Origin of the sequence: Ruminococcus sp. D54t1_190329_F1 (assembly GCF_015551645.1) — a bacterium.
Classification (GTDB): domain Bacteria; phylum Bacillota; class Clostridia; order Lachnospirales; family Lachnospiraceae; genus Blautia_A; species Blautia_A faecis.
The window spans coordinates 1-11,890 of record NZ_JADNDC010000061.1 but is presented as its reverse complement, the minus strand read 5'-3'; the positions used below and the strand labels follow the sequence as shown (position 1 = coordinate 11,890).

The 11,890-nt window shown below is 38.9% G+C and carries 14 protein-coding genes; all 14 read left to right on the top strand.

From position 1 onward, the window contains the following. Positions 1–189, top strand: a 189-nt coding sequence (locus tag I2D69_RS19865; protein WP_207741828.1) for a hypothetical protein, incomplete at its 5' end; no start/stop codon positions are given. Then, positions 164–541, top strand: coding sequence for a DUF4313 domain-containing protein (locus I2D69_RS18720; RefSeq protein ID WP_173718615.1), 378 nt, complete (start codon positions 164–166; stop codon positions 539–541). The genes I2D69_RS19865 and I2D69_RS18720, both read left to right, overlap by 26 nt. Positions 542–641: 100 nt before the next feature. Next, on the top strand, positions 642–899 hold the full coding sequence (locus I2D69_RS18715) for a hypothetical protein (RefSeq protein WP_227199254.1): 258 nt from the start codon (positions 642–644) through the stop codon (positions 897–899). Then, on the top strand, positions 889–1,296 hold the full coding sequence (locus I2D69_RS18710) for a hypothetical protein (RefSeq protein ID WP_195380379.1): 408 nt from the start codon (positions 889–891) through the stop codon (positions 1,294–1,296). Before I2D69_RS18715 ends, I2D69_RS18710 begins: the two co-directional genes overlap by 11 nt. A gap of 18 nt (positions 1,297–1,314) precedes the next feature. Continuing rightward, positions 1,315–2,010: a Cas9 inhibitor AcrIIA9 family protein gene (locus tag I2D69_RS18705; protein WP_195380378.1), complete on the top strand. Its 696-nt coding sequence runs from the start codon at positions 1,315–1,317 to the stop codon at positions 2,008–2,010. A 4-nt stretch (positions 2,011–2,014) separates the two neighbouring features. Beyond that, positions 2,015–2,542: a hypothetical protein gene (locus I2D69_RS18700; protein WP_195380377.1), complete on the top strand. Its 528-nt coding sequence runs from the start codon at positions 2,015–2,017 to the stop codon at positions 2,540–2,542. A gap of 53 nt (positions 2,543–2,595) precedes the next feature. Then, positions 2,596–3,558, top strand: coding sequence for a DUF5688 family protein (locus I2D69_RS18695; protein ID WP_195380376.1), 963 nt, complete (start codon positions 2,596–2,598; stop codon positions 3,556–3,558). A gap of 84 nt (positions 3,559–3,642) precedes the next feature. Continuing rightward, positions 3,643–4,635 (top strand): DUF5688 family protein, encoded by a 993-nt coding sequence (locus I2D69_RS18690; protein ID WP_195380375.1) that lies wholly within the window; start codon positions 3,643–3,645, stop codon positions 4,633–4,635. A gap of 51 nt (positions 4,636–4,686) precedes the next feature. Beyond that, positions 4,687–5,667: a DUF5688 family protein gene (locus I2D69_RS18685; protein WP_195380374.1), complete on the top strand. Its 981-nt coding sequence runs from the start codon at positions 4,687–4,689 to the stop codon at positions 5,665–5,667. Between the two features lie 62 nt (positions 5,668–5,729). Then, positions 5,730–6,869, top strand: coding sequence for a hypothetical protein (locus I2D69_RS18680; RefSeq protein ID WP_195380373.1), 1,140 nt, complete (start codon positions 5,730–5,732; stop codon positions 6,867–6,869). A 25-nt stretch (positions 6,870–6,894) separates the two neighbouring features. Continuing rightward, complete coding sequence (locus tag I2D69_RS18675; RefSeq protein ID WP_173718610.1) at positions 6,895–9,048, top strand: PcfJ domain-containing protein; 2,154 nt, start codon at positions 6,895–6,897, stop codon at positions 9,046–9,048. Positions 9,049–9,083: 35 nt separating this feature from the next. Beyond that, positions 9,084–9,710: a single-stranded DNA-binding protein gene (locus tag I2D69_RS18670; protein WP_173718609.1), complete on the top strand. Its 627-nt coding sequence runs from the start codon at positions 9,084–9,086 to the stop codon at positions 9,708–9,710. Between the two features lie 259 nt (positions 9,711–9,969). Continuing rightward, positions 9,970–10,149 (top strand): excisionase, encoded by a 180-nt coding sequence (locus I2D69_RS18665; RefSeq protein WP_118581334.1) that lies wholly within the window; start codon positions 9,970–9,972, stop codon positions 10,147–10,149. Positions 10,150–10,231: 82 nt separating this feature from the next. Next, on the top strand, positions 10,232–11,467 hold the full coding sequence (locus tag I2D69_RS18660; RefSeq protein WP_173718608.1) for a site-specific integrase: 1,236 nt from the start codon (positions 10,232–10,234) through the stop codon (positions 11,465–11,467). The last annotated feature ends 423 nt before the right edge of the window (positions 11,468–11,890 follow it).

The following is an 11,890-nucleotide window of genomic DNA, read 5'->3' as shown; positions in this document are numbered from 1 at the left end:
GTCGGAAAGCCGTGTGAGGGAGAACCTCATGCACGGTTTGATGAGGGGCGGATGAAAATTTCATCCGCCTACTCTACCAAGAATTTCAGAGACAAAGGGCGCAAATACGAAAGAAAGGAGAAGATTGATAGTTCAAAAAATATAAGAATATCGGAGGATGAACATGGAACAGAAAATTTTGCAATATGAAGGACCGGTTAGAAACGAAGAAATCGTTCTGAAAGTAGCTTCCTATGCGTATGGAAACCAGCTTTTTGTTGGAATGATGAGACCAGGCGAGGAAGAGGAGTCATATGGTGATCTGACCATAAACCTGCCCTATGAAGACGTAGAGAGAAATGAAGCATTTATTTCGGACCTTAATTGGAAGTATAAAATTAAGTTTATCCGCAAATATAAGCTTGGGAGAGTTCGGCGAAGAGTAGGACATTCCGGATATTGTACTTATCGTCTGGTTCAGTTTAATTTGAAAAAGCTGGCAGAATACGATCCGGAAGGTGTGGAAAAGTTTCTTGCGGAACAGAAAGGAGAACACGCGTAAATGGAAAATGCCGGAAACCGAAAAATGTTAGAACTATAAAGAAGGTGATGGCATAAGAAATGAAGAGTATGCAGGCTATTATTGTCTGGTACTGGCAATCGTGTGTGGGCTGAACGCAGCGGAGGCCTGGAAAATCTATCAGTATGGACCGGATCATCCACTAAGCAAAAAGATACTGAAGCGCAAAATCAGGGATTCCTCCCTGAAAAAGATGAAGAAAAAAGAGCAGGAGAAAATGATGAAAAAGCTGTTTCTGGAAGGCTACAGTAAAAACGCAATTGCAGATGCGTTTGAATGCTTACCGGAAACTGTAACAGCGAGAATCAAAAGAGCAGAGGAGGACATGAATGGAACGTAGAAATATAAATACAGTTGGAACGATATTTAATGACTTTTTAGGTTTGTACACAGGAGAAAGACCAGTTGGGATCCGTGAGCTGATCCAAAAATATGACAAACATCCGGTCCTGATGGGATTGTTGTCCAATGTGGATTCTATTATCTACGTGGATGTCAAAAAGGCCATGTATGAGATTTATCCGCTTTATAAGAAATATAGACATTGTGCGTTGGACGATGAAGCATGGAAAGCCATTGTGGAGAGTGCGGAGGCGCTTGAAAAGAAGTGGAATGGAAACCTTTGGGTACGCCGGGTAATCCTAAATCTGGTAAATGAGCTGGATAAGGAATCTAAGGAACTGCAAAGAGCGGCAGCTGGCGGAAATGCAGAAAATCACGCCTCCAAAGCTGCATAATGACGGGAGGAGTTTTATATGCTGGAAAAATTAGCCAAAAGCATAGAGGAAATAAATGTCCTGGCGGAACATTACCGAACCTGTCATAATGTAGCGGCAATTGAAAGTCTTGCAAAAGAACATTCCATATCCAAAGAGGACATGGATGCTTTTATAGCGGGAAAAAGGAATTTTCTGCTGAAGGTTTTGTTAACCCGGCAATCTGCGTCTGCAACCGAAAAGCTGACAGAAGAAATGCTTCTTTTGCAGGATCCTGGGTATGCGACTGTGATTGGCACGTATCTTTTAGACCTTGCTAGAAAAGATCCTGTTATGAAAGAGGTGATCCTCCAGCCCCATAAGACGTTGCGGCGCTGTATCGAATATGTCCATGAAAAGGCATATGAGACGGCACTTAAAAAGGCAAAGAAAGAGGGAAAAGCTGGTGTGGGGCAAAATACTGGTATTGCGATTGGCTCTACAGAGGTATTTGCCTGGGTAATAGACTATTACCTGTTGGATGACCGTAAGGATATGGAGAAAAAAGCGCAGGAAGAAAAGGATACAATAAAGAAAGCCTGGAAGAAAGCGGAATCTATCAGGGCATTGTCAACAAAATCAAATGATTCAGATACAAAGAAAGATGTTTCGGAAGAGGCGCTGGTGGCAGCAAAGCCAGTAGCGAAAAAGAAAGAGGAACCGGAGCAGCTTTCTTTATTTAATTTAGGGGCATGAGAAAATGATTGCGTATAAAGGCTTTGGAAAAAATCTGGTGTGTCTGGGTTACCAATTTAAACGATATGGGATCAATGAGACAACGGAGGCAAATTGCAGACAGAATGGATTCCATTGTGCGGAAAATCCGCTGGATTGTCTTGTTCACTATCCGAATTGGAGAAACTCCAGGTATTTTGTAGTGAAAGCATTTGGAGATCTGGATGAAGATGACCGGGATACCAAAATCTCGTGCACAAAGATGGAACTGAAGGAGGAACTGGATTTTTCAATGCTTTTACTACGGGGAGCTGCGTATATGGCAATACATCCGGACCGCCCATGGTGCAGCCTGGTTTGCAAAGAAACAGGTGTGGGCAATAATGGATTCGTAATTGTACGCGGCAAACAACCAAAAGCAAAAGGAAGGAAAAATGATCTTCTTATTCTTGTCCAGGAAGAGCCTGACAGCAATGAGATTATATATGTAAACCAGCTCTGTGTGGATGGCATAAGATATAAGGAAAATGAATGGTACGGAATTGCAGATTGAAAATTGGATGCTGGATCAGCGGTCATAGAGAAGCCGCAGAAAGGATTATTACGATGAAGTTAGGATATTTGGAATTTGTTGAGGTATTAAGAAAACAGCTTTTAAATGCTTTGCATTTACAGGAACAGCAAATATTTTTTAAAAAGAAAGCCATAGATAATAAGGATCGCTTATTTGTGGAGGCATTTGAAAATTCAAGTGGAAAACAACTGTGCGGTATTGACGTGAAAGATTTATATGAGCGTTGTATGGAAGGGAGTTCGATGGAGTCAATTTCATATTCTGTACAAGATGAAATCGAGAAACTGAAAACGGTTGGCATGTTAGAGGGCGAGATGACTCCAGACAGTTACCAAAAAATCAGAAAATACCTTTTTGTAAAACCGCTAAACAAGAAAGCGCATTCGCTTGAGTTGGAAGATGCAGTGCATAAGGATGTTGGAGATATCGCTTGTGTCGTGTATATGATGCTTAGTAATACGAACGAGTATTTTTGCGTGAAGATAAAAAATCAGCATTTGAAGCAATGGAAAATGACAAAAGAGGCTGTTATGGAAGAGGCGTTAAAAAATACCTGCCAGATGACACCCCCTTTCATTTATACAAATGGTAAGAACAAGTCGGGAGGATCCTTTATGGACAATGGAGCATTTTGCTTATCGAAAAGTGATAAAGTTATGGGGGTTCAGCTCTGCACCAATGCAAAAGAAAATGGAGCGGTTTCCGTATTTTTCCCTGGTGTCCTTCAAAGACTGGCACAGCTTATGGAAAGTGATTTGTACATTTTATTTACAAGCAGAAACGAAAGTTCAATTTACAGTGTAAATGAGAGTAATTTAGAAGATATTAAGGATGAACTCCATATAATGGAAACCGACTATGATAATGGTATTTGGTATGAAGATTCATTGTCAGAAGAACTCTACTACTATAGCAGAATCGAAGATAAGCTTTCTGTATATATGGAAAAAGTAAAGGTTAACTTTACTACGGTTAATTTAAAGGAAGCGCACTGATTATTAGAAAGGTAGATAAGGCTGTGTAATAGTTAAGTGGTAAGCAGTATCTGTATAATCCTAACGAAAGGAAATGAAAATACTATGAGTGAAATTTTAAGTTATGAGAAGTTTGTCGAAAACTTAAGAGCGTATCTGTTAGATGCTTTAAATCTGCAAGAAGAGCGAATTTATTTTGAAGCAAAAGATGAAGAGGGAATGGCTCCGAATGGAGACCGTTTATTTGTGGAATGTCGTGTAAGTTCAGAAGGGAAAGAAGTATGTGGAATCCATACGGAAGAGTTATATGAGGATTACCTGGATGGTGTTTCTGTAGATAAAATCGGAGATACTGTTACAGAAGAAATTAAAAAAATAAGTAAGGCTGGATTCTTCGAAAAAACAAAGAATGTAAATAATTACTCCAAAGTAAAGGGAGACCTGTTTATACGGCTTTTAAACAAAAAGAAACATGAAAAGGCACTGGAAAATGCCGTGTATAAAGAAGTGGATGGCATAGCCTGTGTTTTGTATATGAAAGTTGGACAGAGGGATGGATGTATCTCCAGCATGAAAATCCACAAAGCCAGTCTGGCAGACTGGGGAATGGATGAGGACGAAGCCTACGAGAATGCTTTGTCGAATACATATTCCCTTACTCCCCCAAGAATTTATAAGTGGGAACGCCTGCTTTTTAATCCTGCTTATGAGGGCGACGACTTTATGGACATGAATTATGAAGAAAATATTGTGGAAAGAATTGCTGGTAGCTGTCTTTCTACAAGTATTCGTACCAATGGGGCTGTGGCTGTTTTTCTGCCGGATGTGGCACAAAGGATCGCAGACCTTATGGATGATGATTTCTACATTGTATTTACAAGCGTCCATGAGGCAATGATTCATCCTAAGAGGATGTCCTGTCCGGAAGATCTTGAAAGAATTTTAAAAGAGACACTTAAAGAGGCTACCCCGGACGAAGATTTTCTGACAGATGAAATATATTACTATGACAGAGGTGCCCGGAAAATAATGAAATGGAAAAAGGTGGTATCAAAGGTAACTTTACCGGCAAGCTGTGTTGAAAGGCTTCCGTTGTAAATAGCAATGATAAGGTTTTACGGATTATAAGAAAGGAAACGGAAATTTTATATGTGTCAGCGTTTAACGTATGAAGAATTTGTCCAGAAATTACGGAAATGGATAATAAAAGCTGCTCATCTTCCAGAGGACTATGTTTTCTTTAAGAAAAAAGAAAAGACCGGAATAACCGCAAATGGGGACCGGTTATTTGTAGTCTGCGCTGAAACGGATTCCGGAAAAGACATCTGCGGGATTTTTGTGGAAGAACTTTACCAGGATTATGTAGAAGGAACTTCTATGAAAAACATAGAAGCAAGGGTGAAGTGTGACCTGGATAGAGTGGGAAATATGGAAAATACCAGATATCTGAATGACTATGAAAAAGTCAGGGAACATCTCTTTCTGGGGCTTTTGAACCTGGAAAAACACAGGCATGAACTGAAAAATGCCGTATATAAAACAATGGGGGACATTGCAATCACGTTATATGTGCATGCAGGAACCTTGAAGAATGGGATTACATATTTGAAAGTCAGATCGGAATATTTGGAAACATGGGGCTTGGAAAAAGACGATGTTTTACACGATGCTCTTTTAAACAGTTATCGTATATTGTCTCCAAGAATCTATGATTTCAAAAAAATGATGTACACTCCGGGGTATGCTGGTGATGACTTCATGAATGTGGATCCCTATTTTATTTCGGATAAAAAAAAGAAGGAGGGAATCTGTCTTAGCGTAAAAGGACTCACAAATGGAGCTGTGGCAGTCCTGTATCCAGAAGTGATAAAAAAACTGGTGGAATTAATGGATGGGGATTTTTATGTGGTATTTAGCAGTGTGCATGAAGCCCTGATACACAGCTCAAAACTTTGCAGCTTAGAAGAGCTTGAGAATTTATTAAGAACTTCCAATTCGAGAATGACATTCCAAAAGGAGTTTTTAACGGATAAGGTCTATTATTACTGCAGGGAAGAGGATAAATTTATTATGCTTCAAGGCAGTCTGAAAATGTTAGTTACAACAATCCGTATGGATGAGGAAAATTAAATGATAAGGAACGAGATGCGGCGGGAATTTCCTGCCGTATCTTTTGTTAAGAGGAGAAGAAAATGTCCGAGGGATACGAATACAATTTGTTGACACAGGAGCTGCTTCTTCAAGGATATACGGCGGAACACTATCCGGACTATGTTCGAATCGGAAACGGAAGGCTGGGAAAGTCACCACTTGAAAATTCATGCGGCGGTTTTATATATACCAAAGATTATCTGGAAAAGAAAGCATTTATGTCTGGCTGTGGTCTATACGTGAGTTGGGAAAAATGTATTAACGATATAGATTACCTGGAGGAAACATTCTGCTTTGAAAATGATAATGTCGTTTTTCGGTGTCCATGGCATAAGAAAAATTGTGAACAGAATCATCCCTTATTAAGGGAAGATAATTTCGGCTTCTGTGCCTGCCATATGGTATCAGATTACCAGTATGAAAAAAGTGCAGAATATTTGGAAAACCAGGCAGATCAGAAAAAGGAAGAATTGTTTCAGAAATTTAAGGAACAGCATAAAAACTGTATTTGTAAGATGCATATGTCTTATAACTACGAGAAGCAGGAATGGAGCCTAAACTATGATCCAATGAGGTGTAGATGTGAACCTGGCGATTACTGCACGTTGAAAGGCAGAACTCTTTCTGAAAAAAGCGGGAATATCTACTACGATATAAAGGTATCTACCATTCGAAAAGACGATACCTTTTTTGCTGGTGAACCTGTAGTGACGATCACAAGGGGAAAGAAATTTCTGCAGAGCAAGGTTTCGGTCGATATCTGTGAGGAAATTGCAAAAAGAAACCGGGAGGATATTTTTAGAAAAGAATGGTTCAATGGCTATTCTATGCAGGCGTTGTATGATCCGGATTTGAAGGTGGAAATTTTGAACATTAGAGTTGCTGCACGATTGACGCGCGATAAGGCACAGGATCTTGAGGATGAGAAAGCTGGAATAAATGTTGGATATGAAGCAGATTCTGTGAAAGCGAAGAAGAAGTGGAAACAGGAACGAAAAGAGAAACGCCTGGAGCAGGTAAAAAGAAAGCTTGTGAAAAAGGGCTGGGAGTCTCTGAACGATACGGAACAAAGATTTATGAAGAAGAGACTGTCTGCTGAACAGATTGAAGCGTTGCAACAGGAGTGGGTTACGGCAAATGAGCATAAGGATGAGGCTGAGCAGTTAACCTTAGATTTATAAAATAACTTCAGAAGGGATGAATGAAATGGAAAAACGAAAGCTTAAAAAAATGAAGGTATTGGAACCATCAAAGGAGATGGTTTTGGCGGCAGAAAGTGATATACCAGTTATCGGAAATATGGCTTATGAGAGAATGAAATATCCAATTGGTTTGTTCATTCAGGCGGAAATGGACGAAAATATTTTAAAAATAGGTTTTTTTATTACAGATATTTTGACCGCAGGAGGAAGAAGGCCTTTATATACCCTGTTCATTGATAAGGCAAAAGATTGCTTCATAGGGTATGATTACCGGTTAAAAGGCTGGACGAATAAAATGTTGGATAAAATTGAATGGCCAAGCGGCATAAAATATAGTCATGCATGGTGTGCTGCAAACAGTCTGGATCAGATATGGGAAATTCTGGGCGAGGAGTACAAAAAAGATAATGTGTATTATGCTATTTTACAATTTGAAGAAGGAGTACGCAGAAGAAAAAGAATACAGAAAAACCGATTGCGTACACAGACCTGGGATCAGGTGATGAATTGTGTGAAGAATACACCGAAAGACTGGGATCGGTGGATGAAAAAAGTAGGGATTACACAGAATTATATTTTCTATAAATACTCCCGGAAAGAAAGTATGACAGGTTATTGTACCTGGTGCGAAAAGAATGTGCCTGTAAAAGCTGTAAAACATAACAAAACAGGAAAATGCCCTAATTGCGGGCATAAGATCCAGTATAAGGCAATCGGAAAACAGCGTATGGTAAGTTCGCGTGAGGAAACGGCATATCTGTTACAAACGTGCGGACAGAATTTTGTCGTTCGTGAATTCAGAGCTAGTGTGAAATATGATATGCTGGCATATACGAAACCAATATATAATTGGTGGGAACAACGCAGATTTGTCTATGATACAGATCTTAATAAAAAAGAGTTTTATTATGGATACTACCGTGGAACAGATGAACATAGGTGGATTCAGGGAGAACTCTATCCGAACCGTCCGTATTATTGGGGCTATGAACCGCGTTATCCAGGACGTATCTATAAAAAATCCCTTCATGGAATTCAAAATAAGCAATTTAGAAGAAGTGGATTTTATGAATTAATTAGAAAAAGTGAAAAGATAGAGCCAATCTATTATTTAGATCGGTTAAGCTGGTATCCCTATTTTGAACAATTGGCAAAAGCCGGACTGGATCAGTTAGTGGATGACATTTTGAGTACTGGAACATCTATCTATTTCCAAGAAGCAGACTCTTTAGGACATGCACTGGGGATTGATAAATTCCGGCTAAACAGACTTCGGAATAACAAGGGTGGACGCATATTTCTTGAATGGTTGATTTTTGAAAAAGGATTGGGAAAGGTGATCAAAGATGACGTGATTGCCTGGTTCTCAAAATGTAAGATTAACCCGACAGAACTATCATTTATACTAGATCGAATGAGCCCGGAACAGATAAAGAATTATTTAGAAAAACAGGCAGAAGAAAGTGAAAAGAAACCGAAAGATCTTGTGGGTACCTGGAAGGATTATCTTGATATGGCTGAAAAACTAGGCCTGAATGTAAAAGATTCCATTGTATATCGGGTACGAAAGCTGGAACTGCGGCATAATGAAGTGATCCAAATGCTGAAAGATAAAGAAATGGATTTGAAAGCAGATGAGATCGTGGAAAAGTTTCCTACAATAGAAGCGGTTTGCGAAAGTCTGAAAAAATATGAATATAAAAATCAAAAATATCAGATTGTAGCACCGCGAAGCGTCAGGGATATTTTTGTAGAGGGAAATGAACTAAAGCATTGCATTACTGGAAAGGAAACTTATTTTGACCGTATGGCAAAACAGGAATCCTATCTTTTGTTTCTACGAAAAACAGATACTCCAGAGAAACCCTATTATACATTGGAGGTGGAACCTGATGGAACAGTACGCCAGAAGCGGACTTATTTTGACCGTCAAAATCCTGACATTGAGGAAGCAAAAAAATTTTTGGTAAAATGGCAGGAGCAGCTTGTGCGTAAGCTCAACAAGGAAGATAAGATCCTTTCACTAAAGAGCCGGGATCTTCGGAAAAAAGAAATCAAAGATTTGCGGAAAAAGAAAGTAAAAGTGAATGGATTTGGATTCACTGGAAAGCTGCTTGCGGATATTCTGGAAGAGGATTTGATGGAGAACGCCGCATAAAATGGTAAACAAAAGAGAGAAAGGATAAAGATACTATGGCCTATATAATGTTTGATGATAACCAGGTTGTTATCACTGGTAAGATTGTAATGGATTTTACATTTAGTCATAAGATTTGTGGAGAATGCTTTTATAAGACGGAGCTTCAGGTTAAGCGCCTCAGCGATTCTGTAGATACAATTCCGGTGCTGATATCGGAACAAATTGCAGATATTACGAAGAGCCGCGTTGGTGAATTTGCGGAAATTTATGGGGAATTTCATTCACATAATCTACGTGAAGAAAACCATACTCGATTAGAGCTTTATGTATTTGCCAGGGAAGTGAAATTTGTAGAGGTAAATGACTCTAAGACGGATTACACAAATCGAATTCTTCTGGAAGGTACAATCTGTAAACCTACAGTTTACCGAAAAACCCCTCTGAAAAAAGAAATTACGGATCTGCTTCTGGCTGTGAACCGGTCTTTTGGAAAATCAGATTACATACCCTGCATTTGTTGGGGGAGTACCGCCCGCTATGCGGCTGATCTTAAAGTGGGAACCCGTGTGATGGTCTGGGGCAGAATCCAAAGCCGGGAGTACAAAAAACGGATCGAGGAAAATGAAACTCAGAAGCGAATTGTATATGAGGTTTCAATAAATACGCTGGAGGTAGCGTAAATGTTGAGTTTATAACTTTTTATGATAATTAAGCGATAATAATAAAACTTTAATGCTACATATTTGAAACTGTGATGAAATTGACACATAGTTTCATGGATGATATTATAAAAATGGTATTTGGCAGTAGATGCTGCATAAACTCTTATCTCGGTTAGGTTCGGGATGAATGGAAATAACGGTAGTGTGTGCAATTGCACCCAAAAATCACGAAAACGTTGATTTTTGGGTGCTTTTTTTGATTTGGGAGGTGATTATTATGTCTGAGAAATATTTGCTGACGATTGATGAGGCTGCTGAATATTTCAACATTGGTAAAAACAAACTGCGCGATATGATAAAAGAACCTTGCTGCAATTTTGTGCTTTTCAATGGTAAGAAAGCGCTTATCAAAAAAAACAGACTGGAATCATATTTAGATGAAACTGTTTATTTATGATTGCAGGAAACGGAGGTGTGTGATAAGATTAGTGCTATAAAAAATAACATTTACGCACCTCTAGTTAAAAAGAGGTGAAAGAATGGGAAAAAATTTAAAAGGAAAGGAATTGGGAAAAGGCATTACACAAAGAAAAAACGGGGTGTATCATGGAAGGTATGTAGACCGTTTTGGCGCCAGAAGATCCGTCTATGGTACAACGGTGAAAGAAGTAAAAGCGAAGCTGGCAGAGGCGGAACTAAACGAACAAAAGCTGTCAAATATTGTTGATGAAAAAATAACATTGGATGAGTGGTACGAAAAATGGATGCGGGTTTATAAAGAGCCTGTTGTCAGGCTCAGTACAAAAACTACATACAATTCAATGTATAGAAGGTTGATTTCACCAGTTTTTGGAAAAACTCGTTTAGTAAATATCACCAAATTGATGATTACAGATTTAGTGAATAATATGTCAAAAAAAGGATATCAGTATGAGTCTCTGAACAAAGTGAAGGTTCTTCTTATTGATATGCTTAATAGAGCAATGGAAGATCAGTTCCTTATCCGCAATCCAGCAAAAGGTGTAAGATTGCCAAAGAATAAGCCGCAGAATGAGATTAAGGCACTCAGCAAAGAGGATCAGACAGACTTTTTTGAATGTGCCGCCGGTACATTCTATAATAATATGTTTGTTGTTGCTGTAAATACTGGTTTACGTCCGGGAGAATTGTATGCGCTTACGGAAGAGGATATTGATTGGAAAAATAATGTTATTCATGTGAATCGTACGCTGTTGTATCAGAAACTGGAGGGTGATGAGTGTAAGACATTTCATCTTGGTCCCCCAAAGACAGAAACAAGCATAAGAACAGTTCCGATTAATTCATATTGCCGTAAAGCACTAGAAAAACAGATTATTCAGCATAAAATTGTAATGGCGAAAACGTGTAGGAAGAATTTGGAATTTCCTGATTTCCTGTTTACTACGAAGCTTGGGACTCCATTAAATGCACAATTATATTGCGATGCAATTGAAAGAATCGTGCAGGAAGTGAATCTGATGAGGGATCCGTTGGATTTGATGGAAACTTTTTCAGGACACTGCTTCAGACATACATTTGCTACTAGATGTTTTGAAGCTGGAATTGTACCAAAAACAGTGCAAGCCTATCTTGGCCATGCTTCTCTTCAGATGACAATGGATTTATATACTGCGGTTATGGAGCATAAAAAAGTGAATGATATGCAACTTCTTGAAGATTCAATTGATCTCCCTGATCCGGCAGCTGAGATAAATTTAGCTAGTAATGAAAAAGTTATTAAATTTTGTGGATGATACCGTGGGGTAAAAATGGGGTAGTGCAGAAAAATGATATGGCGTAGAGCCTTGGAATCCCTTGATTTTACTGGATTTATTGTAACCAGATGGGGTGCAAATAAATGTAATTATTACGTCTATCAGAGCACCCCATACGACCTCTACGGAACACCTGATTTTTCCAGTATTTCCAGGGGTTGAGAGAGTGGTGTATTCCACGTAAATTATTATAATTTCAAGCTATTTATTACGAAAATGGAGTAAAAATGGAGTACTAGAGCGTGTTTGAAAAAGGCTTTCTGCAAGATGTGCGTCACAATTTGTGGGAGATTTTGCCCGGATGAGGGCGGGGCTGTCTATTTCCTGAACCGCTCCCCGTCAAGTAGACAATTGAAAAAATATAAATTTTTCCTGCCAGCAGAAATTTATCTGCTGGCAGTT

Coding starts and splice junctions, on each gene's coding strand:
- I2D69_RS18720 (WP_173718615.1), top strand. CDS start 164: ATGGAACAGAAAATTTTGCAATATGAAGGACCGGTTAGAAACGAAGAA.
- I2D69_RS18710 (WP_195380379.1), top strand. CDS start 889: ATGGAACGTAGAAATATAAATACAGTTGGAACGATATTTAATGACTTT.
- I2D69_RS18705 (WP_195380378.1), top strand. CDS start 1,315: ATGCTGGAAAAATTAGCCAAAAGCATAGAGGAAATAAATGTCCTGGCG.
- I2D69_RS18700 (WP_195380377.1), top strand. CDS start 2,015: ATGATTGCGTATAAAGGCTTTGGAAAAAATCTGGTGTGTCTGGGTTAC.
- I2D69_RS18695 (WP_195380376.1), top strand. CDS start 2,596: ATGAAGTTAGGATATTTGGAATTTGTTGAGGTATTAAGAAAACAGCTT.
- I2D69_RS18690 (WP_195380375.1), top strand. CDS start 3,643: ATGAGTGAAATTTTAAGTTATGAGAAGTTTGTCGAAAACTTAAGAGCG.
- I2D69_RS18685 (WP_195380374.1), top strand. CDS start 4,687: ATGTGTCAGCGTTTAACGTATGAAGAATTTGTCCAGAAATTACGGAAA.
- I2D69_RS18680 (WP_195380373.1), top strand. CDS start 5,730: ATGTCCGAGGGATACGAATACAATTTGTTGACACAGGAGCTGCTTCTT.
- I2D69_RS18675 (WP_173718610.1), top strand. CDS start 6,895: ATGGAAAAACGAAAGCTTAAAAAAATGAAGGTATTGGAACCATCAAAG.
- I2D69_RS18670 (WP_173718609.1), top strand. CDS start 9,084: ATGGCCTATATAATGTTTGATGATAACCAGGTTGTTATCACTGGTAAG.
- I2D69_RS18665 (WP_118581334.1), top strand. CDS start 9,970: ATGTCTGAGAAATATTTGCTGACGATTGATGAGGCTGCTGAATATTTC.
- I2D69_RS18660 (WP_173718608.1), top strand. CDS start 10,232: ATGGGAAAAAATTTAAAAGGAAAGGAATTGGGAAAAGGCATTACACAA.